This window comes from Lachnoclostridium sp. An169, assembly GCF_002160525.1.
Classification (GTDB): domain Bacteria; phylum Bacillota; class Clostridia; order Lachnospirales; family Lachnospiraceae; genus Mediterraneibacter; species Mediterraneibacter cottocaccae.
In genome coordinates, this window is record NZ_NFKT01000009.1 from 1 (window position 1) to 20,759 (window position 20,759).

A 20,759-nucleotide genomic window follows, 5' to 3' on the forward strand; every position below is an offset into this window, starting at 1 on the left:
TTATCCTATTACTTAGTAAAAGTTGGAATATAAGTTGTAGAGCCGTATACGAGACCCGTACGTACGGTTCAATGGGAGGGGCGAGATTTTATTCTCCCTCTACCCTATTCTGGCTGCAAGAAACAGGTGGCGTTTGCAGGCTGATTATATTATAATATGAGTCACAAGGCGAGGAATGTGGATCGTAGTTTTTATGAAAGGAAAGAATGAAAATGACATACATTAAAACGCTTAATATAAAATCTTTCCGGGGAATATCTTCTCTGCAGTTAGATGATCTTTCACAGATTAATATTTTGACAGGCGATAATAATTCTGGAAAGACAAGTTGTTGGAAGTGCTGCAAAGCTATAGTGATCCCCAGAATTTCAAGATTTGGGGGATGTTGCTGCGGAGAAATAATCCGGGAACGGCTGACCCGCTTCTGTATTCCTATTATGAAGGTTTTTATGATCTTTTCAATATTAACAGCGAAGAGAAATGTATTGAATATACTGTTGAACAGAAAGGCTCAGGGTCAGAAATAGTAGACAGAGAAAATATAAAGCTTCGTGCTAAGATTACGGAAGAGGAATTAACTGAATCAGAATATTGCAAGATTCAAGGTATTGCTTTATCTCACCAAAAAGCAAGCGGCGAATTGGAGGAGTTTACGCATAATGTGAACAAAATGGAAGTTGAAATAATGATTAATGATAAAGCTGTGTCATCAGGCTATGTGTTCGAGGGACAGCGTCGGATTGAAGGGGGCAGCCAGATGTCGTTGGCAAAGCCGGAGCATAATGTGGTGTATATTTCGCCATCCCGGCATACAGGTGCAGAAATTTATCTTACAGACATATTAAAATATCCGGAATTATATGAGGAAATGCTTGAAATATTACGTGATTATGACAAAAATATTATCAGTATCAACTATGATAATGACAAGCGGTATTCCGGAAGAGGAATTTATAAAATCCTTTCAAAATCCTATAAAGAAGCCCTACCGCTTAATGTATATGGTGATGGCATGAAAAAAGCAATTCTTTTGATGAGTGCTGTTCTGAAAGCCCAGAATGGTATTTTGCTGTTGGACGAATTTGAGACAGCTATTCATACCTCAGCCATGGACAGGACATTCCGGTGGATACTCGAAAACTGTCTGAAACTGAATGTGCAGGTGTTCCTGACGTCTCACAGCAGAGAAGCAATCGATAAAGTATTGAAATGTTCCGAAAATGTGAGAAAGCAGACGGCACTTTATACGCTTTATAAAGAAGAAGACAGGATTTCCGTAAGGCGGCTGACAGGAGATAAGGCTTTGGAAGTGCAGGATGAAATGGGATTGGAGTTGAGATAAGATGAACAGTAATGTTATTGCTATTTAGAGGGCACGCATCCGCGTGTCCTCGTGCCGTTTTCGGCACGATAGTCAAAGTGTCTTTTTGTGTCGTCAGCTCAAAACCTGGCTGCTGTAGATAATCAGATATCCCAGCCCGTTTCTCGCTGCCAGAAATTCTCCGATTACCACGCCCACCAGGCACAGCCCGATGTTGACCTTCATGTTGCTGATGATCGTGGGGACGGAACCCGGCAGCACGACTTTGAACAGCGCATGGCGGCGGCTGCCGTGGAGCGTGTAGATCAGTTTGATTTTCTCCTGATCAACGGTGGTAAAACCGGTGTAAAGATTCATGATGCTTCCGAAGATGGCCACGGACATTCCCGCCACGATGATGGTGGTCGGCGTTGCGCCGAGCCAGACGATGAGAAGCGGCGCCATGGCGGACTTGGGAAGGCTGTTCAGCACGACCAGATAGGGCTCCAGAATCTCGGAAAGCCTGCGGCTGCACCAGAGGAGCACTGCCGCGAGGACACTGAGTACGGTCACAAGGAGAAAACTTGCAATGGTTTCATACAGTGTCACTCCAATGTGGAGAAAGATGGAGCGGTCCAGAACCATTTCCCAGAAACACAGGGCGATCCGGGAAGGACTGCTGAAGATAAAGGAATCAATGATTCCGGTATCCGAGCAGACTTCCCAGAGAACGAGAAAGAGGATGAGGATCAGGATTCTGGCTGTCAGAATGAAGTACCTGCGGCGCTTCATCCGGCGAAGATACTGTTTCTGTCCGGGAGTTATTTTAGTCATCTTGATTGAGCTCCTTCCATATTTTGTTGAAAAAGGTCTTAAATTCCGGGGCATTCCGGCGGTTCAGCGGCGTGTCGTTTTCCAGATGGAAAGAAACCGGGACCACACAGGCGATAGACGCGGGACGCCGGGTTAGAACGATGACTCTGTCGGAGAGGCTGACTGCCTCGGACAGATCGTGTGTGACCAGAAGGGCGGTTTTCCCGGAGTTCCGGATGATCTGGCCGATATCATCACTTACCTTCAGGCGTGTCTGATAGTCCAGGGCGGAAAAAGGCTCATCGAGCAGGAGCAGTTCCGGATCCAGAATCAGAGTGCGGATCAGGGCGGCTCTCTGGCGCATTCCTCCGGACAGTTCGGAGGGCCGGGATGCGGCAAACTGTTTCAGCCCGTACTGGGCGAGCAGCTCATTTGCCTTTCTGCGGGATGCGGCGTCAACTTTTCCGCGGATCTCCAGGCCCAGAAGTACATTGCGGTAAACGGTGCGCCATTCAAACAGATGGTCATGCTGGAGCATGTAGCCGATATTTTCGTGATTGTCGGAGAGCGGTTTTCCTGCGAGCAGGATCTGGCCGGATTCGGGCCGCATCAGTCCTGCAATCAGCGAGAGCAGTGTGGATTTGCCGCAGCCCGATGGCCCGACGACAGCAGTGAAACTTCCGGGTTCCAGGGTAAAAGAAATATCGGACAGGGCTTTTGTCTCCCCGTCCAATGTGTGGTAGGAATAGTTTATATTTTTCAGTTCCAGAATTGGTTCCATAGGGTACCTCCCATCCTTTTTTGCATTTTTCGGTTCGTGCCGCAGGAGACGGGATGTTACCGGTATTACCTGCAGGCGTTGACTGTTCTATAATGATAATGTATGAAAATAAGTCAGATCCGGTTACAGCAGGCAGCGCTGTGTTTCCTGCCGGTGCCGGCTGCCGGGGGAAAAACGGCTATGCAAAATACTGCCGTTTTTGTTGTGCGGAACATGAAAAAGAAGTATAATGAAAGCAGGTGAAAACGGACGTAAAAATATCGGAAAAAGGAGGGATATTTATGTCAGGATACAAAATTGTTACAATCGGCCGTCAGTTTGGAAGCGGCGGGCGGGAGATCGGACAGAAGCTCGCGAAGCGGCTGGAGATTCCTCTTTATGATCACCGTCTGGTGAGTATGGCGGCGAAGGAGCTGGGGATCAAACAGTCAGTTGCGGCGAAGGTGGACGAGGAAAGTCTGAATGCCTTTCTGTCGGGATATCAGGTAAATACGACGACTTACTCCCAGTTTATTAATGCAGCTTCCTACATCTATTCGCTGAATGAGGATGTCTATGAAAAACAGAAACAGATCATCCTGACACTGGCGGCAAAAGGCCCGTGTGTGATTATCGGACGCTGTGCAGACTATATTCTCAGGGACAGCTATGAGTGTGTCAACGTCTTTATCTGTGCCAGCCGGAAAGACCGGATTGCCCGTATTATGGAGCGGTATGATCTGACGGAGCGCAAGGCTGCGGCGAAAATCCGCAAGACGGACCGGGACAGAAAATATTATTATGAGGATCACACCGGATATGACTGGGGCAGCATCGATTCCCATCAGGCGCTGCTTAACGTCAGCCTTCTCGGGCAGGAGAAGATCGTAGATATCCTGGAAAAAATGTACCGCGGATAAATACTAAGGGCAGACAGGAGGAATCATGTATGCAGTACATCAGCCATTACCGGTCACCCCTGGGAGGAATGCTCCTGGCGGCGGATGAACAGGGACTTACAGGACTGTGGTTTGAAGGGCAGAAATATTTTGCCCTTCATCTTATTGATGGAGAGACGGAGGAGAGAGAGATTCCGCTGTTCGGAGAGGTAAAGCGGTGGCTTGATATTTATTTTTCGGGGAAGGAACCGGATTTTAAAGTCCCGCTCCACCTGCAGGGGACCGCTTTTCAGAGAGAAGTGTGGGAGATCCTCTGCGGCATCCCGTACGGAAAAACGGTAACCTACGGGGAGATTGCCGGGAAAGTCACACAGAACCGGAGAAATTTACAGATATCTTCGAAAACGCCTTCATATGCATCCGCGCGGACATCTCCCCGTGCTGTGGGCGGTGCTGTGGGACACAATCCGGTTTCTGTCATTGTGCCCTGCCACCGGGTCATCGGGGCGGATGGAAGCCTGACAGGATATGCGGGCGGCACGGACAGGAAGGTGAAGCTTCTGAAACTGGAAAATGTGGATTTGAATTTGCTGAATGAGGAGAAGAACAGATGAGACTTGGAATTAATTTTACACCGAAACACAGAACCCCGGAGGAGTGGGGAGATATCCTCGTTGCGGAAGGATTTTCCGCAGCGTCATTTCCAACCGACTACCGCGCAAAGCAGTCCCTGATCGACGCTTATGTAAAGGCGGCGCAGGAGCGGGATATCCGGATTGCAGAAGTGGGAATCTGGGATTCTCCCTTTTCTCCGGACAAGGAGAAAGCAAAAAAGGCACGTGAAAAGTGTCTGGAGCAGTTCCGGCTGGCAGAGTATATCCATGCAGACTGCTGTGTAAATGTATCCGGCGCAGCAGGGCCGGTATGGTGCGGATGTTACAGAGAAAATTTTTCGGAGGAGCTTTACGGGAAAAATGTAGAGTTTATTCAGGAACTGTGCGACCGGGTAAAGCCGGAACATACCTGTTTTGCCCTGGAACCCATGCAGTGGATGGTTCCGGATTCGCCGGAACAGTATGTAAAGATTCTCAGGGACGTGGACCGGGAAGGGTTCGCGGTTCACATGGATATTGTAAATTTTATCAAAGATCCTTATACTTACACTCATCAGGAAGAACTGATCCGGAGGACGTTTGCCCTCCTTGGGGACAGGATTGCAAGCTGTCATCTGAAGGACTGTACCATGGAGGAAGGACTGACCGTGAAGATCCGAGAGGTGCTTCCGGGAACAGGAAATGCAGACATTCCGGTCTATCTGGAGGAAATCAAACGGTTGGATAAAGACATGCCGGTGCTTCTGGAGCATCTGCCGGAACTGGAGCAGTACAGAAGCGCTGCAGAATATGTGAGGCAGCTGCTCTGAATCCTCTTTATGTGAGAATTATTTTTATAGAGACAGCACAGGAGATATGGCAATGAATGTACAGAAAGTAAACTATCAGAAAGAGCTGGAAAAACTGCTGAATAAGATCACGGAGGAAGGAAGAACGCCGTCGCTTCTGCTGCACAGCTGCTGCGCGCCATGCAGCAGCTATGTGATGGAGTATCTTTCCGAATATTTTTCGATTACGATCTTTTATTATAATCCCAATATCTATCCGGAGAGCGAGTATACAAAACGGATTCTGGAGCAGCAGAAACTGATTGGGGACATGCATTTTACCCATCCGGTTTCCTTCCTGGCGGGGAAGTATGACAGGGAGAGATTTTACCGGATGGCGGAGGGAATGGAACATTTAAAAGAGGGCGGCGCGCGCTGCATGAAATGCTATGAACTGCGGCTTTCCGAGACGGCAAGGCAGGCGGCGGCAGGGGGATTCGAGTATTTTACCACCACTTTAAGCATCAGCCCTCTGAAAAACGCACAGAAACTCAACGAGATCGGCCTTGCTGTGGGCGAAAAATACGGTGTGAAATATCTGGTTTCGGATTTTAAAAAGAAAAACGGATATAAGCGTTCCGTGGAGCTGTCGAACGAGTACGGACTGTACCGCCAGGATTACTGCGGGTGCGAATTCTCCCTGGCACAGCGTGAGCAGGAACGTTCATTTTCCGCCAGGTGACCGCTGCGAAAAATTAACGTTTTACATTTTAAAGTAGACATGTAACACTTTAGTGTGTTAAACTAAGGAGAAAATGCAGAGCACGGGATACTCCCGGGCCTGCTTTTTTGAAAAGACAATAAGGAAGGAAAACAGGAAATGGCACAGTTATGGGGAGGCCGTTTCACGAAAGAGACGGACCAGTTAGTGTATAATTTTAACGCTTCGATCTCCTTTGACAAGCGTTTCTATGCGCAGGATATCCGGGGCAGCATCGCCCATGTGACTATGCTTGCGAAGCAGGGCATCCTCACAGAGGATGAAAAAGAGAAGATTATAGACGGCCTGGAGGGAATCCGCAGAGATGTGGAGAATGGAAGCCTTCCGATTACGGAAGAGTATGAGGATATCCACAGTTTTGTGGAGGCGAATCTGATCGACCGGATCGGGGATGCGGGCAAGAAGCTCCACACCGGACGGAGCAGAAATGACCAGGTTGCCCTTGACATGAAGCTGTATATCCGGGATGAAATTGTGGAGCTTGACGGGCTTCTGAAGGATATGCTGAATGTTCTTCTGAAACTGATGGAGGAGAATACGGAGACTTATATGCCGGGCTTCACCCATCTGCAGAAAGCCCAGCCGGTTACTCTGGCACACCACATGGGGGCATATTTTGAGATGTTCAAAAGAGACCGCTCCCGGATGAAAGATATTTATAAAAGAATGAATACCTGTCCGCTCGGAGCAGGGGCCCTTGCGGGGACGACCTATCCGCTGGACAGGGAATATACGGCGGAGCTTCTTGATTTTGACGGACCTACGCTCAACAGTATGGATTCTGTCTCTGACCGGGATTATCTGATCGAGCTGTTGTCCGCCATGTCCACTGTGATGATGCATCTGAGCCGGTTCTCGGAGGAAGTGATCATCTGGAACTCCAACGAGTACCGTTTCGTTGAGATCGACGACGCCTACAGCACGGGAAGCAGCATTATGCCCCAGAAGAAGAATCCGGATATTGCGGAGCTTGTCCGGGGCAAGACAGGACGTGTCTACGGTGCGCTGATGGGACTGCTGACTACGATGAAAGGCATTCCGCTTGCCTATAATAAAGACATGCAGGAAGACAAGGAGATGGTGTTCGACGCCATTGACACCACCAAGGGATGCCTGGCACTGTTCACGGGGATGCTTCAGACGATGAAGTTCAACAAATCCCGGATGGAGGACAGCGCAAAACACGGGTTTACCAACGCCACGGATGCGGCAGACTATCTGGTGAATCACGGAGTACCGTTCCGGGATGCCCACGGAATTGTGGGGCGGTTGGTGCTGTACTGTATCGACAAAGGAATCGCCCTGGATGACATGAGCCTGGAAGAGTTCAAAGCGATCTCGCCGGTGTTTGAGGAAGATATCTATGACGCCATCAGTATGAAGACGTGCGTAGAGATGCGCAATACCCTGGGGGCGCCGGGAAAGGCGGCGATGGAGAAAGTGATCGCCATCGAGAAGGCTTATTTGGCAGGAGAATAAAGAGATAAATTTCAGAAAGAAAAAGGAGAAGAGAAATGGATCAGAAATTGAAAGTAGGAATTCTTGGAGCAACAGGCATGGTAGGACAGAGATTTATCGCTCTGCTTGAGAACCATCCCTGGTTTGAGGTTGTGACTGTGGCGGCGAGTCCGCGTTCCGCAGGAAAGACTTACGAGGAGGCTGTTGGAGACCGCTGGAAAATGGACACTCCCATGCCGGAAGCAGTAAAGAAGCTTGTGGTGCTCAATGTAAACGATGTGGAGCATGTTGCGTCTACCGTTGATTTTGTGTTCAGCGCAGTAGATATGTCGAAAGAAGAGATCAAAGCCATTGAGGAAGAGTACGCAAAGACAGAGACTCCGGTTGTGTCCAACAACAGCGCGCACCGCTGGACTCCGGATGTGCCGATGGTGGTGCCGGAGATCAATGCAGATCATTTTGATGTGATTCCGGACCAGAAGAAGCGTCTGGGAACAACAAGAGGATTCATCGCGGTAAAACCGAACTGCTCCATCCAGAGCTATGCTCCCTGCCTGGCGGCATGGAAAGAATTCGGACCGAAAGAGCTTGTAGTGACAACCTATCAGGCGATTTCCGGAGCCGGAAAGACCTTTAAGGACTGGCCGGAGATGGTTGGAAACATCATCCCGTTTATCGGCGGAGAAGAGGAGAAGAGCGAGCAGGAGCCTCTCCGTGTTCTGGGCAAAGTGGAGAACGGACAGATCGTGAAGGCAGAGCTTCCGAAGATCACCTGCCAGTGCGTGCGTGTTCCGGTACTCAACGGACATACAGCGGCAGTGTTCATTAACTTTGAGAAAAAGCCGACGAAGGAGCAGCTCATCGAGAAGCTTGTGAACTTCAAAGGATTTCCGCAGGAAGCAGGACTTCCAAGCGCACCGAAGCAGTTTATCCAGTATCTGGAAGAGGACAACCGTCCCCAGGTGACACTGGATGTGGATTATGAGAACGGCATGGGCGTTTCTATCGGCCGTCTCAGAGAGGACAGCATGTATGACTTCAAGTTCATCGGCCTGTCCCACAATACAGTGAGAGGTGCGGCCGGCGGAGCTGTTCTCTGTGCGGAGGCGCTGACTGCGAAGGGATATATTGCGAAAAAGTAAGAATATTCTTGCAAAATATAAAGGAGGATGCTGAAAATGGGAATGACAATGACACAGAAGATCCTGGCCGCCCATGCGGGGCTTGACTCTGTTGAGGCAGGCCAGCTGATCGAGGCAAAGCTTGACGTGGTTATGGCGAATGATATCACCGGACCGATGGCTCTGCCGATCTTAAAACAGATGTCAGATCATGTATTTGACAAAGACAAGGTGGTGTTTGTACCGGATCACTTTACACCGAACAAGGACATCAAATCAGCGGAGAACTCCAAGGCGATCCGTGAGTTTGCAAAAGAGCAGGGGCTGAAATGGTATTTTGAACAGGGCAAATCCGGCGTGGAGCATGCAATCCTTCCGGAGGCCGGAGTGGTCGTGGCCGGAGAGTGCATCATCGGCGCAGACTCCCATACCTGTACATACGGCGCGCTGGGCGCGTTTTCCACGGGAATGGGAACCACGGATGTTGCCACAGGAATGGTAACCGGAGAGATCTGGTTTAAGGTGCCCAGCGCCATCAAGTTTGTCCTGACCGGAAAGCCGGGAAAATATGTGAGCGGAAAAGATATCATCCTTCACATTATCGGTATGATCGGTGTGGACGGTGCCCTCTATAAATCCATGGAGTTCGTGGGAGACGGCATTGCAAACCTGTCTATGGACGACCGTTTTACCATGGCGAACATGGCCATTGAGGCGGGAGCAAAGAACGGGATTTTCCCGGTGGACTCTCAGGCGGAGGCCTATATGAAAGAACACTCCGAAAAGCCGTACACGATCTATGAGGCGGATGAGGACGCGGTGTACGACCAGGTGATCACGGTGGATCTCGCAGAAGTCCGTCCCACAGTGGCATTCCCCCATCTTCCGGGAAATGCAAAGACCATCGATGAGGTGGAGGCAATGGAGCCCATCAAGATCGATCAGGTTGTGATCGGTTCCTGTACAAACGGCCGTATGGAAGACATGCGTAAAGCTGCGGCGATCCTGAAAGGGCATACGGTTCACCCGGACGTCCGCGTCATGGTGATCCCGGCAACGCAGAAAATTTACAAGGAATGTATAAAAGAAGGACTTCTGGATATCTTTGTAGATGCAGGCTGTGCAGTCAATACGCCGAGCTGCGGACCGTGTATGGGCGGCCACATGGGCGTTATGGCGGCAGGGGAGAAATGTGTGTCCACGACAAACCGCAACTTTGTGGGACGTATGGGACATGTGGACTCCCTGATCTACCTGGCTTCCCCGGAAGTGGCAGCGGCAAGCGCGATCGCGGGATATATTGCAAACCCGGAGAAACTGGCAGATATTGAGAAAGCAGGTGAGACGAAATGAAAGCAAAAGGACATGTTTTTAAATACGGAGACAATGTAGACACAGACGTTATCATTCCGGCAAGATACCTGAATTCTTTTGATCCGCAGGAGCTTGCAAGCCATGCGATGGCAGATATCGATCCGGATTTCGTGAAGAAAGTTCAGCCGGGCGACATCATCGTGGCGAATAAGAATTTCGGCTGCGGCTCTTCCAGAGAGCATGCACCGCTCTGCCTGAAGACCGTGGGCGTGAGCTGCATCATTGCGGAGACGTTTGCCAGAATATTCTACCGGAACGCCATCAATATCGGGCTTCCCATCGTGGAGTGCCCGGAGGCGGCAAGGGGCATCGACGCCGGAGATGAGGTGGAAGTGGATTTCGACAGCGGAAAGATCTACAATCTGACCAAGGGAACCGAGTTCCAGGGCCATCCGTTCCCGGAGTTCATGCAGAAACTGATCGCCGCGGGCGGACTGGTGAATTATACAAACAGTAAAAAGGAATCATAAGAGGTAATTATGGAAAACGGGAATGAGAGAGGACGGGGAGCCGCCCTCCTGCCGATCGGCGTATTCCTCATTATCTTTCTGGGCGCCGGCATTGCATTCGGGGATTTCTATGCGATGCCGGCAATTGTGGCTTTTCTTATCGCCCTGTTTGTGGCGTTTGTGCAGAACAGAGGCTTAAGTTTTGAAGAAAAGATGCGTGTGATTGCCCGGGGAGTGGGAGAAGAAAATATTATCACGATGAGCCTGATCTTCCTGTGTGCGGGCGGTTTTTCCGGCGCAGTTACAGCGGCGGGCGGTGTGGACAGCACAGTAAATCTGGGGCTTACTCTGCTTCCGTCCAATTTTGCAGTGGCGGGACTTTTTGTAATCGGATGTTTTATCTCGGTTTCCATGGGAACTTCCATGGGGACGATCTCCACACTGGCGCCGATTGCGGCGGGAATCAGTGAAAAGACAGGATTTTCCCTGGCAGTGTGTATTGCGGCGGTGGTCTGCGGCGCAATGTTCGGGGATAACCTGTCCATGATCTCTGATACCACGATTGCAGCGGTAAAGACCCAGGGCTGCGAGATGCGTGACAAGTTCCGGGAGAATTTCCTTATCGTTCTTCCCGCTGCAGTGGTTACGATTGTGTTATTCTGGGCGGTGACGGGAAATGCCGCTTTCCATCAGACGGGGGATCTCTCCTACAACCTGTGGGAAGTCCTGCCCTATATGGTGGTGCTGGTGGGAGCACTGGCAGGAATCAACGTATTTCTCGTGCTGATCGGAGGAACGGTGCTCTCTGTGATTGTCGGCGTGGCAGCTGGAAATATTCAGATCACAGAGATGTTTTCAGTTGTGGGGGACGGGGTTACGTCCATGTATGACATTACCGTGATTTCCATCATCGTGGCATGTATCGTATCTCTGGTGAAGGAATATGGCGGAATCCAGTTTGTTCTCACCAGGATTAAGAGCAGAATCCGCGGAAAGCGGGGAGCAGAGGCGGGAATCGCACTGCTTGCCGTTGCGGTGGATCTGTGTACGGCAAATAACACGGTGGCGATTGTGATGGCAGGTCCGATTGCCAAAGAGATCAGCGACGAATACGGGGTGGCGCCGAGGCGTTCGGCCTCCCTGCTCGATATGTTTACTTCCGTAGGACAGGGGCTGATCCCCTATGGCGCGCAGCTCCTCTCGGCAGCCACCCTGACGGGCCTGACGCCGTTTGATATTATACCTTGGCTGTTCTACCCCATGCTTATGGCGGTATGCGGAATTGCGGCGATTCTGGTCAAGGGCAGACGCGGCAGATAGCGGAAAATGCGTTGCGCGGACAGCAGAATATGTGATATAATTTTGGCGCAGCAAAGTGATGAAAGAATTAAAGAGGGTAAAATGATGAATCTATTATACAAAAGCACACGAAACGCAGAGAGAACGGTCACGGCTTCCCAGGCTGTCTTAAAAGGTCTGGCAGAGGACGGCGGACTCTTTGTACCGGAGTATATTCCGAAACTTGATGTCTCCATGGATGAGCTGAAGGACATGTCCTATCAGGAGACGGCATATGCGGTTATGAAACAGTTCCTTACCGACTATACGGAGGAGGAACTCAAAAGCTGTATCGAGAAGGCTTATGACTCCAAGTTTGACACCGAGGTGATTGCACCGCTTGTAAAAGTGGGGGATACTTATCATCTGGAACTTTTCCACGGAGCGACAATCGCGTTCAAGGACATGGCGCTTTCCATCCTGCCCCACCTGCTTACAACAGCGGCAAAGAAGAACGGTGTGACCAACGAGATTGTGATCCTGACGGCAACTTCCGGGGATACGGGAAAGGCGGCTCTGGCAGGATTTGCAGATGTGCCCGGGACGAAGATCATCGTCTTTTATCCGAAGGGAGGCGTCAGCCGTGTGCAGGAGCTGCAGATGGTGACCCAGAAGGGGGAGAATACTTCTGTTGTCGCGATTCACGGGAATTTTGACAACGCCCAGAGCGGAGTGAAAGCTCTCTTTGAGGACAGAGAACTGGAGAGAGAACTCAATGAGAAGGGATATCAGTTCTCCTCTGCAAACTCCATCAATATCGGACGCCTTGTTCCCCAGGTGGTGTACTATGTATATGCCTATGCAAAACTGCTTCAGAATGAGGAGATCGCGGACGGCGAGAAGATCAATGTCACAGTGCCGACCGGAAACTTCGGAAATATTCTTGCCGCCTACTATGCGAAGCAGATGGGCGTGCCGATTGCAAAGCTGATCTGTGCTTCCAATGAGAACAAAGTGCTGTTTGATTTCTTCCAGACAGGCGTTTACGATAAGAACCGGGAGTTTATCCTGACTTCCTCCCCGTCCATGGATATCCTGATCTCCAGCAACCTGGAGCGTCTGATCTATACCATCGCGGGCCAGGATGCGCAGAAGGATGCGGAGCTGATGAGACAGCTGAACACAGAGGGGCGCTATGAGATCACCCCTCAGATGCGGGAGAAGCTGTCCGATTTCGTAGGAGGCTACGCGACGGAAGAGGAGACAAAGGAAGAGATCCGCACAACCTATGAGCGCACAGGATATGTGATGGATACCCATACTGCGGTTGCAGCGTATGTCTGTGCGAAGTACAGAAAAGATACGGGGGATAAGACGAAATGCCTTGTGGCGTCAACGGCAAGTCCGTATAAATTTGCCCGCAGTGTGATGACGGCGATTGATGAGAAGTATGCGGCGGAAGATGAGATGGAGCTGATCGATGAACTTCACAAAGTGTCCGGGACAGAGATTCCCCGTGCCATTGAGGAGATCCGGAACGCGCAGATCCGCCATACGAGAGAATGCGATGCCGAAGCGATGAAGGATGAAGTGAAAGAAATCCTGGGTGTGTAGGGACGCTGCTGTGCATAAAAGGAAAGGGGCTGTGAGAAAATGAGAACAGAAACAGGAGGACTGGCGGGGACAGAATGTGAAAAGCTGATCGGGACGGCGCTTCTTGCCCGCGAGAATTCCTACAGCCCTTATTCCCATTTCCGAGTGGGAGCTGCGCTTCTGTGCAGGGATGGGACCGTGTGGACGGGATGCAATATCGAGAACCGCGCCTACGGACCGACAAACTGCGCAGAGCGGACGGCGTTTTTCAAGGCTGTGTCAGAGGGAAAACGAGATTTTTCTGCAATCGCCATAGTGGGCGGAAAAGAGGAGACGGTCTGGTGCTATCCATGCGGTGTCTGCCGTCAGGTGATGGCAGAGTTCTGTGACCCGGATGAGTTTCAGATTATCTGCGGAAAGTCGGTCCGGGAATACCGGATATATACCCTTCGGGAGCTGCTTCCCAATATGTTCTGATGACAGCCGGCAATTACAGGCCGGAGTCAGAAGAAAAATTGTATAACAGGAATAAAAATGCAGGATGAACGAAAAAATCCTGCATTTTTTATGTCTGAAAATGCAGAAAACTTGAAGATAAAGAACGGAAAATGAATCGTTTTAAAAAGAAACTTTCAAATAGAATGGAAAAATGATAAATATTTCGGTTGATTTTTTCCCGGATATTCTGTATAATGGATTTATGTTGGAAAATTTGCCCTAGATTTCCACGTATACTATAGAAAGAAAGAGGTAGAGCGTAACATGTCTAATATTGATTTAACTCAGTACGGTATTACCGGAACAACAGAAATTGTTTACAATCCTTCCTATGAGCTTCTCTTCGAAGAAGAGACAAAGCCGGGTCTTGAAGGTTATGAGAAAGGCCAGGTCAGCGAGCTTGGCGCTGTGAATGTCATGACAGGTATCTACACAGGACGTTCCCCGCAGGACAAATACATTGTAATGGATGAGAATTCCAAAGACACTGTATGGTGGACATCTGATGAGTACAAGAACGACAACCATCCGGCTACCCAGGAAGCATGGAACTCTGTAAAAGACCTTGCAATCAAAGAACTCTCCAACAAGAGACTTTTTGTAGTTGACGCATTCTGCGGTGCAAACAAGGATACACGTATGGCGATCCGTTTCATCGTGGAAGTTGCATGGCAGGCACATTTTGTAACAAACATGTTCATCCGTCCGACAGAGGAAGAGCTGAAGGACTTTAAACCGGATTTCGTTGTATACAACGCTTCCAAGGCAAAGGTTGAGAACTACAAAGAGCTCGGATTAAGATCTGAGACAGCGGTAATGTTCAATATCACAACACGCGAGCAGGTTATTGCAAATACATGGTACGGCGGAGAGATGAAGAAAGGTATGTTCTCCATGATGAACTACTATCTGCCGCTGAAGGGAATCGCTTCCATGCACTGCTCCGCAAACACAGATATGAACGGCGAGAACACAGCGATCTTCTTCGGACTTTCCGGAACAGGTAAGACAACACTTTCCACAGACCCGAAGAGACTTCTGATCGGTGATGACGAGCACGGTTGGGATGACAACGGAGTGTTCAACTTCGAAGGCGGTTGCTATGCAAAGGTTATCGACCTGGACAAAGAGTCTGAGCCGGATATCTACAATGCAATCAGACGTGACGCTCTTCTTGAGAACGTTACAGTTGCTGAGGATGGAAAGATCGACTTTACGGATAAGAGCGTAACAGAGAATACCCGTGTATCCTACCCGATCGACCACATCGAGAAGATCGTTCGTCCGGTTTCCGCTGCACCGGCTGCAAAGAATGTAATCTTCCTGTCAGCTGATGCTTTCGGCGTACTTCCGCCGGTATCCGTACTGACTCCGGAGCAGACAGAGTACTACTTCCTGTCCGGATTCACTGCAAAACTTGCAGGTACAGAGCGTGGAATCACAGAGCCGACACCGACCTTCTCCGCATGCTTCGGACAGGCATTCCTTGAGCTGCATCCGACAAAATATGCTGAGGAGCTCGTTAAGAGAATGAAAGCGAGCGGAGCGAAAGCTTACCTCGTTAACACAGGCTGGAACGGAACAGGAAAACGTATCTCCATCAAAGATACACGTGGAATCATCGATGCGATCCTTGACGGTTCAATCCTGACAGCTCCGACAAAGAAGATCCCGTACTTCAACTTCGAAGTTCCGACAGAGCTTCCGGGCGTTGATCCGGCAATCCTTGATCCGAGAGATACTTATGCAGACGCTTCCGAGTGGGAGGCTAAGGCAAAAGATCTGGCAGCTCGTTTCATCAAGAACTTCAAGAAATACGAGAGCAACGAACTTGGAAAAGCACTCGTTGCAGCAGGTCCGCAGGAGTAAGATCCTGACAGGGATGCCGAATAGGGCATACCGGTAATATAGAGCAAAAAATCTTAGCACCCGGGTGCTGATCAGTTAAAGTGGTCAGCGCCGGGTGCTTTTTGACAGTTCAGATTTATTTCCATTACGGAGGCAAAGTTCACAGATTCTTCGTCTAAAAATCTCTGAAAGAACATAAAGTGGACACATTTTCTGTTTACCATAAATTAAATAACACGGGGGGAGCAGTCTGCATGGTCAGTGATGACGGACAGGTAAGGAGGAAATGGTACACATGAGAAAACGGCGCTTTACAGCGGGACTGACAGCGGCTGTAATGATTCTTTTTTCAGCAGCCGGAAATGTATATGCAGATGAGGGGGATACAGCGGAGCTGGAACAGCAGAAAGCGGAAGCCCAGGCGGAGGCGGACAGTCTGCAGAGCCAGCTGAATACACTTCTGGAAAAGATGACAGAACTGGAAAATGCCCTGATCGACAAGGGCGAGGAGATCCAGCAGGCGCAGACAAATCTGGCGGCTGCGGAGAAAAAGCGGCAGAAGCAGTATGAGGACATGAAGCTCAGGATCAAATATATGTATGAGAACGGAAATGCCACGCTGATTGAGATGATCCTGGAGTCCGGAGATTTTACCCAGATTCTAAGCCGTGCGGAATATGCGCAGAAGATCAATGAATATGACAGGAACATGCTTGAAGAATATGCCCGTACAGTTCAGGAAATCAGTGATTTGCAGGCTGCACTGGAACAGGATATGACGACTCTGGAAGAGACGGAGACTTCCTATGAGGAACAGCAGAGCCAGCTCACTACTCTGATTGAGGAGAAGAGCAGCGAAGTAGAAAATCTGGATGTGCAGATTCAGGAAGCTGCCAGACTGGCAGCAGAGAAAGAGGCGGAGAGGGAGGCGCAGGCAGCAGCGGCATCCCGGGAGACGTCTTCACAGGAACATTCGGATAATTCTTCTTCCGGAAGCAGCCAGACATCTTCGACAGCGGATTCTTCGCCCGGTACAGACTCCGGAAGTGTCTCTTCCGGAAGCAGTTCCTCTTCCGGCGGCTCTGCCTCCTACAATGCCAGTGCAGCATCCATTATCGTCAATGCAGCCTGGTCCCAGGTAGGGGTAGCAGAATACATATACGGCTCCCAGAACCCGGGCGTTTCCTTTGACTGTTCCGGACTGACCCAGTGGTGCTATGCCCAGGCGGGAATCTCAATTCCGAGAACTTCCTCCGAGCAGCTCGCTGCAGGGACAATCGTAACCGACCCGCAGCCGGGGGATATCTGCTGGACCCAGGGACATGTGGCAATCTATATCGGCAACGGGCAGATGATCGAAGCCCAGAAGCCCGGCACACTGGTGTGCGTCAGCTCCGTGCGCGCCACTTATTACGTGCGGTACTGAAAAATCTGTCTTTCGTGTATAGATAAATTTCGTCCCCGGGAGGGATGTCGTGACGCAGGACCGTTCCGCTTTACCTCAAAGATTTGAATGGATGTAACGAAAAAAGCAAATGTACGTGCAGTGGCACTTCATTTGCTTTTTTCTAACATCCAGAACAAATGCTTTTCGGAACGCTCTCACTTGAAGTCCAGCTTTCACGACATCCCTCCCGGGGACTTACTTTATCCAAACCGGAAAGAAGGTTTTTCCGGTAAGATATGCTTGCCGGGAAAACCAGTCTCTTTCTGTATGGATGAACGTAATCCCGGAGAACGTATCATATAAGCAGTCCTTCAAGCGGGAGCGTTCCGAGAATCGTTGGTTCTGTCTGTTAGTCAAAGGATATGGGAGTGCCAATGCACGAGCATATTCTTTGACTAACAGACATTCCAACAGTCGAGGTAGAGCGGAGCGGGTCTGCATTATGATACGTTCTCCGGGATGGATGTCATCTATACACGAAAGATAGATTTTTTCATTATCTACAGGAAAATCTCCTCTTTCTTGTCGCTCTGGCATTTCTTTTTCAGATACCACTCCAGCGGGCGGAGTTTGAGCGGGTTGGCTGCGCGGGCATTCTGTCTGCAGCTGCGGACACATTTCATGCAGCCGATACATTTTTTCTTGTCCGTTTTTTTCGGATCTTTCATGGAGATCGCCCCTGCAGGACAGGCTTTGGCACAGGATTTGCACTCGGTACAGAGACTTACGTCCACGCCCGGGAAAAGGGAATTTTTGCTGTATTTCTTATAAGGACTGTTTCCCGGAACCTGAATCTCAAAGCTGTCGAAAGAATCAGCTTTCCTGATCCTGCGGTTCAGTTCGATTCCGTATTCTCCGATGATTTTCAGATCAGATTTGTTGGGGCGTCTTGCACCTGCAAGCGGGTAGAGGGAGTGCTCTACCGGGAATGCTGCGGCGCCGATCACCTTGAAGCCATGGCTTTCAACGGTTTCCTTCAGTTCCAGAAGCGCATCGTCGTATGCCCGGCATCCGTATGTGACAATGATAGCGGCGGGGGTGTGGTTTCCGCTGATGTTTTCCAGGTATTCCGTAAAAAGCCTGGGAATGCGTCCTCCGTATACGGGAGCGGCAAACAGGGCAAAATCATTATCTGCAAATTTCAGAACAGGTTTTTTTTCTTTATAAACAGAGAAGTCGTGGGAGACGGATTTCAGGTCGATGCTGCGGGCTGCCTCCATGATGACTTTCCGGGTTGTGCCCGTGGGGCTGAAATAGACAAGTTTTAATTCATTCATCTTCATAATGTAAAAACTCCTTTGTATGTAAAATCGGCGGCAAAAGGGCTGCCGCAAAGATAATATAACTATACCATATCCCAGAGGAAAATGCACGACAAACAAGTGAAAAGACCGGACTTGAAAAGACCGGGCTAGATAAGACCGGGCGTAATGAGAGATGTAAAATAGACGCGGTAAAGTAATCTGAAAAAAAGCAGGATGGATATTGTATTATTTGTATTATTGTGTATAATACAAATAAGGAGGGATGCTTATGATTATTCGGATCGATATGATGAGCGATACGCCGATCTATGTACAGCTCAGAAATGAGATCGTTAAAGGGATCGGGAAAGGCGAGCTTGCGGTAGGCGAGAATCTTCCCACAGTGAGGCAGATGGCGGCGGACCTGGGGGTGAATACCATGACGGTCAGCAAGGCGTATCAGGCGCTGAAGGCGGAGGGATTTATCGAGACGGACAGAAGGCACGGCGCGGTCGTGCGTCCCGTCACGGATACCGGGGGACGTTTCCGTGAGAAGCTGGAGGATGAACTGGAACTTTTATGCGCGGAAGCGAAGATAAAAGGTGTGGAGCGGGAGGAGTTTTTAAGGCTCTGCGACGCGGCTTTTGCGGGGATGGAGGCGTGAGTTATGGGAACCGTGATTGTGATTTCGCTGATTTTTCTTGTGATGGATGTGATGGTCGTCGGCATCTTTTATGCTGTGTACGGGAGAAAGTGGAAATATGAAAACGGGATGCTCCTCTGCGTCCATATTCCGGCTTCCGCTGCAGAGGGGGAAGAGATCCGGGGTTTTATGGAAGATCTGAAGAAAAGGACCCGGAGATTCTATCTCTGGAACGGGATCGCAGGTGTGCTGGTGTGCATTCCCAGTCTCTGGTATATTTCCATATTCATGATCCTCTGGACGGTCTGGCTGCTTGAGTTCTGTACAGGAGCTATAGGTCTGGTCTGCATCAGCAACCGCAGGCTGTATGAGATGAAGGTGAAAAACGGCTGGATCGGAAGCGGAGGAAGCCGGATTCTGGCGGTGGATACGAAAGCGGCTGCACTGAGCGGAAAAAAGGGAATCCGGGCCTGGTGGCATATCCTGCCTCTTGGTCTGGTCCTCTCCACGCTTCTGCTTCCCGGGGTGAGGACATATCTGACATCGGAGGACGGAGGGAGCGGGATTCTGGTCAGCACGCTTCTGATCAGTGTGACACTGATGATCCTGCATATCGTACTTGCCCGCACGGGAAACCGGGTGTACAGTGAGGATTCCGAAGTGAACCTGGCGGTGAACTCCCTGGAGAAAAGAACCTGGTCATGGATCATGTTTCTCAGCAGCCTTGTCAATGCAGCGGCCTATCTTCCGATGGCGCACATGATGTCGGAACAGGGAAGCGTGGGAGGAACCGGTTATGCGCTCTGGGGAGCATTCGGATGTCTGTCGGCGGTTATCATTATCGGCGGGCTGCTGTGGCTTGCCCGGAAGAAGAGACAGATCATTTCTGCGGATACACAGCCGGTTTATATCGATGATGACGTATACTGGAAAAACGGATGGTACAGCAATCCAAACGACAGGAGACTGCTCGTCCAGGACCGGATCTGTTCGGTGAATTTCAGCTCCAATATGGCAAAGCCGGCGGCAAGGATTTTTACCGCGGTTGTCGCTGCGGCGTGTGCGGCTCTGCTTATCTGGATGTGCGTGATGTTTGTAAAGATCGATTTTACGCCTACAGAGCTCCGCATAACCGATCAGCGGGTGGAGATCACGTCCTCCCTCTGGGATACGACGCTTGAGAGGGATGCGATCGAAAATGTGGAACTGATCGATGAACTGCCGGATGACGATTTCCGGCGGACAAACGGTCTGGACGACGGGAGAAATCTGATCGGTCAATTTGAGGGAAAGCAGTCAGGAGAATGCTGGCTTTATGTCCGGCTTGGAATTGCGCCGATTCTGAAAATTGAAACGGACAATCTGACGGTATTTATCAACAGCAGCACAGAGGGCGAGGTGCAGATGTGGTATGAAGAGCTGCATGGCAGGATGGGCTGAATTCCGTAATCTGAAAATTGTTTTTTTGAAGGGTTTTTAGCAGATTTTTTACATGAAAAAAGAACCAGTTGTAAAAACGGATCGATTGGAGTATAATAGCTTTAGGTAAATAACCTGGGATGTGCGACAACCCTGTAATTTTGAACCTACATTATTTTGAAAGGGATTCCTACATTTCTGTAATATGCCAGGCCTCCGATATGCAGTGGACGGCAGAAAAGCAGATGCGGTTGCCCACCTAGCATTGGCTAGGACTCAAAATACAGGACCGGCATTTTGGGGGACAACTAAAGATAAAGGCGGTCGTCTTGTACGGCCGCTTTTTCCGTTAAGCATATATATCTGTCAGGTAAATATCCGGTCATGCATATCCGGAGGCCGCAGGCCTGCGCCCGGCAGGTAACAGAGGCAAACAGGATCGGAGAGGAGAAA

The 20,759-nt window shown here is 50.0% G+C and carries 19 protein-coding genes and 1 other RNA gene; 17 read left to right on the forward strand and 3 right to left on the reverse strand.

Annotated features, from left to right (window positions below):
- Positions 1–337 precede the first annotated feature (337 nt).
- Positions 338–1,342: an AAA family ATPase gene (locus tag B5F07_RS08180; RefSeq protein ID WP_242972475.1), complete on the forward strand. Its 1,005-nt coding sequence runs from the start codon at positions 338–340 to the stop codon at positions 1,340–1,342.
- Between the two features lie 93 nt (positions 1,343–1,435).
- Here the strand turns inward: B5F07_RS08180 and B5F07_RS08185 are convergent, their stop codons facing one another.
- On the reverse strand, positions 1,436–2,092 hold the full coding sequence (locus B5F07_RS08185) for an ABC transporter permease (RefSeq protein WP_442911411.1): 657 nt from the start codon (positions 2,090–2,092) through the stop codon (positions 1,436–1,438).
- Positions 2,093–2,126: 34 nt separating this feature from the next.
- Complete coding sequence (locus tag B5F07_RS08190) at positions 2,127–2,894, reverse strand: ABC transporter ATP-binding protein (protein ID WP_087160793.1); 768 nt, start codon at positions 2,892–2,894, stop codon at positions 2,127–2,129.
- A 281-nt stretch (positions 2,895–3,175) separates the two neighbouring features.
- On the opposite strand from B5F07_RS08190, the gene B5F07_RS08195 reads away from it, so the two are divergent.
- The 13 genes from B5F07_RS08195 to B5F07_RS23275 all read left to right on the forward strand — a co-directional run bounded on the left by B5F07_RS08195 (position 3,176) and on the right by B5F07_RS23275 (position 16,979).
- The gene (locus B5F07_RS08195; protein WP_087160794.1) at positions 3,176–3,793 is read left to right on the forward strand and encodes a cytidylate kinase-like family protein; all 618 of its coding nucleotides are present in this window, start codon (positions 3,176–3,178) and stop codon (positions 3,791–3,793) included.
- A gap of 29 nt (positions 3,794–3,822) precedes the next feature.
- Positions 3,823–4,386 (forward strand): methylated-DNA--[protein]-cysteine S-methyltransferase, encoded by a 564-nt coding sequence (locus tag B5F07_RS08200; protein WP_087160795.1) that lies wholly within the window; start codon positions 3,823–3,825, stop codon positions 4,384–4,386.
- Positions 4,383–5,195 (forward strand): sugar phosphate isomerase/epimerase family protein, encoded by an 813-nt coding sequence (locus B5F07_RS08205; RefSeq protein ID WP_087160796.1) that lies wholly within the window; start codon positions 4,383–4,385, stop codon positions 5,193–5,195. The genes B5F07_RS08200 and B5F07_RS08205 overlap by 4 nt, the downstream gene beginning before the upstream one ends.
- 52 nt (positions 5,196–5,247) lie before the next feature.
- The gene (locus B5F07_RS08210; protein WP_087160797.1) at positions 5,248–5,895 is read left to right on the forward strand and encodes an epoxyqueuosine reductase QueH; all 648 of its coding nucleotides are present in this window, start codon (positions 5,248–5,250) and stop codon (positions 5,893–5,895) included.
- A 138-nt stretch (positions 5,896–6,033) separates the two neighbouring features.
- Positions 6,034–7,413 (forward strand): argininosuccinate lyase, encoded by a 1,380-nt coding sequence (argH, locus tag B5F07_RS08215; protein ID WP_087160798.1) that lies wholly within the window; start codon positions 6,034–6,036, stop codon positions 7,411–7,413.
- 35 nt (positions 7,414–7,448) lie between these two features.
- Positions 7,449–8,534, forward strand: a complete 1,086-nt coding sequence (gene asd, locus B5F07_RS08220; protein ID WP_087160799.1) for an aspartate-semialdehyde dehydrogenase — start codon at positions 7,449–7,451, stop codon at positions 8,532–8,534.
- Positions 8,535–8,570: 36 nt separating this feature from the next.
- A complete protein-coding gene (gene leuC / locus B5F07_RS08225) occupies positions 8,571–9,866 on the forward strand; it encodes a 3-isopropylmalate dehydratase large subunit (protein WP_087160800.1) in 1,296 nt (431 codons plus the stop codon).
- The gene (gene leuD / locus B5F07_RS08230) at positions 9,863–10,357 is read left to right on the forward strand and encodes a 3-isopropylmalate dehydratase small subunit (protein WP_087160801.1); all 495 of its coding nucleotides are present in this window, start codon (positions 9,863–9,865) and stop codon (positions 10,355–10,357) included. Before leuC ends, leuD begins: the two co-directional genes overlap by 4 nt.
- A gap of 9 nt (positions 10,358–10,366) precedes the next feature.
- Positions 10,367–11,656, forward strand: a complete 1,290-nt coding sequence (locus B5F07_RS08235; RefSeq protein ID WP_087160802.1) for a Na+/H+ antiporter NhaC family protein — start codon at positions 10,367–10,369, stop codon at positions 11,654–11,656.
- Between the two features lie 84 nt (positions 11,657–11,740).
- Positions 11,741–13,228, forward strand: coding sequence for a threonine synthase (thrC, locus tag B5F07_RS08240; protein WP_087160803.1), 1,488 nt, complete (start codon positions 11,741–11,743; stop codon positions 13,226–13,228).
- A gap of 39 nt (positions 13,229–13,267) precedes the next feature.
- Positions 13,268–13,684, forward strand: coding sequence for a cytidine deaminase (cdd, locus tag B5F07_RS08245; RefSeq protein WP_087160804.1), 417 nt, complete (start codon positions 13,268–13,270; stop codon positions 13,682–13,684).
- 285 nt (positions 13,685–13,969) lie between these two features.
- Positions 13,970–15,574: a phosphoenolpyruvate carboxykinase (ATP) gene (pckA, locus tag B5F07_RS08250; protein ID WP_087160805.1), complete on the forward strand. Its 1,605-nt coding sequence runs from the start codon at positions 13,970–13,972 to the stop codon at positions 15,572–15,574.
- A 274-nt stretch (positions 15,575–15,848) separates the two neighbouring features.
- Positions 15,849–16,979, forward strand: coding sequence for a C40 family peptidase (locus B5F07_RS23275; RefSeq protein WP_275533112.1), 1,131 nt, complete (start codon positions 15,849–15,851; stop codon positions 16,977–16,979).
- Positions 16,980–17,500: 521 nt separating this feature from the next.
- Here the strand turns inward: B5F07_RS23275 and B5F07_RS08260 are convergent.
- Complete coding sequence (locus B5F07_RS08260) at positions 17,501–18,283, reverse strand: EFR1 family ferrodoxin (protein ID WP_087160806.1); 783 nt, start codon at positions 18,281–18,283, stop codon at positions 17,501–17,503.
- Between the two features lie 250 nt (positions 18,284–18,533).
- Here B5F07_RS08260 and B5F07_RS08265 point away from each other — a divergent pair, with 250 nt between their 5' ends.
- From B5F07_RS08265 to ssrS, 3 genes are all read left to right on the forward strand, one after another.
- On the forward strand, positions 18,534–18,908 hold the full coding sequence (locus B5F07_RS08265; protein WP_087160807.1) for a GntR family transcriptional regulator: 375 nt from the start codon (positions 18,534–18,536) through the stop codon (positions 18,906–18,908).
- A gap of 3 nt (positions 18,909–18,911) precedes the next feature.
- On the forward strand, positions 18,912–20,327 hold the full coding sequence (locus tag B5F07_RS08270; RefSeq protein ID WP_087160808.1) for a hypothetical protein: 1,416 nt from the start codon (positions 18,912–18,914) through the stop codon (positions 20,325–20,327).
- Between the two features lie 108 nt (positions 20,328–20,435).
- Positions 20,436–20,614, forward strand: a non-coding RNA gene (ssrS, locus tag B5F07_RS08275) — 6S RNA.
- Positions 20,615–20,759: the final 145 nt, after the last annotated feature.

Coding starts and splice junctions, on each gene's coding strand:
- B5F07_RS08185 (WP_442911411.1), bottom strand. CDS start 2,092: ATGAAGCGCCGCAGGTACTTCATTCTGACAGCCAGAATCCTGATCCTC.
- B5F07_RS08190 (WP_087160793.1), bottom strand. CDS start 2,894: ATGGAACCAATTCTGGAACTGAAAAATATAAACTATTCCTACCACACA.
- B5F07_RS08195 (WP_087160794.1), top strand. CDS start 3,176: ATGTCAGGATACAAAATTGTTACAATCGGCCGTCAGTTTGGAAGCGGC.
- B5F07_RS08200 (WP_087160795.1), top strand. CDS start 3,823: ATGCAGTACATCAGCCATTACCGGTCACCCCTGGGAGGAATGCTCCTG.
- B5F07_RS08205 (WP_087160796.1), top strand. CDS start 4,383: ATGAGACTTGGAATTAATTTTACACCGAAACACAGAACCCCGGAGGAG.
- B5F07_RS08210 (WP_087160797.1), top strand. CDS start 5,248: ATGAATGTACAGAAAGTAAACTATCAGAAAGAGCTGGAAAAACTGCTG.
- argH (WP_087160798.1), top strand. CDS start 6,034: ATGGCACAGTTATGGGGAGGCCGTTTCACGAAAGAGACGGACCAGTTA.
- asd (WP_087160799.1), top strand. CDS start 7,449: ATGGATCAGAAATTGAAAGTAGGAATTCTTGGAGCAACAGGCATGGTA.
- leuC (WP_087160800.1), top strand. CDS start 8,571: ATGGGAATGACAATGACACAGAAGATCCTGGCCGCCCATGCGGGGCTT.
- leuD (WP_087160801.1), top strand. CDS start 9,863: ATGAAAGCAAAAGGACATGTTTTTAAATACGGAGACAATGTAGACACA.
- B5F07_RS08235 (WP_087160802.1), top strand. CDS start 10,367: ATGGAAAACGGGAATGAGAGAGGACGGGGAGCCGCCCTCCTGCCGATC.
- thrC (WP_087160803.1), top strand. CDS start 11,741: ATGAATCTATTATACAAAAGCACACGAAACGCAGAGAGAACGGTCACG.
- cdd (WP_087160804.1), top strand. CDS start 13,268: ATGAGAACAGAAACAGGAGGACTGGCGGGGACAGAATGTGAAAAGCTG.
- pckA (WP_087160805.1), top strand. CDS start 13,970: ATGTCTAATATTGATTTAACTCAGTACGGTATTACCGGAACAACAGAA.
- B5F07_RS23275 (WP_275533112.1), top strand. CDS start 15,849: ATGAGAAAACGGCGCTTTACAGCGGGACTGACAGCGGCTGTAATGATT.
- B5F07_RS08260 (WP_087160806.1), bottom strand. CDS start 18,283: ATGAAGATGAATGAATTAAAACTTGTCTATTTCAGCCCCACGGGCACA.
- B5F07_RS08265 (WP_087160807.1), top strand. CDS start 18,534: ATGATTATTCGGATCGATATGATGAGCGATACGCCGATCTATGTACAG.
- B5F07_RS08270 (WP_087160808.1), top strand. CDS start 18,912: ATGGGAACCGTGATTGTGATTTCGCTGATTTTTCTTGTGATGGATGTG.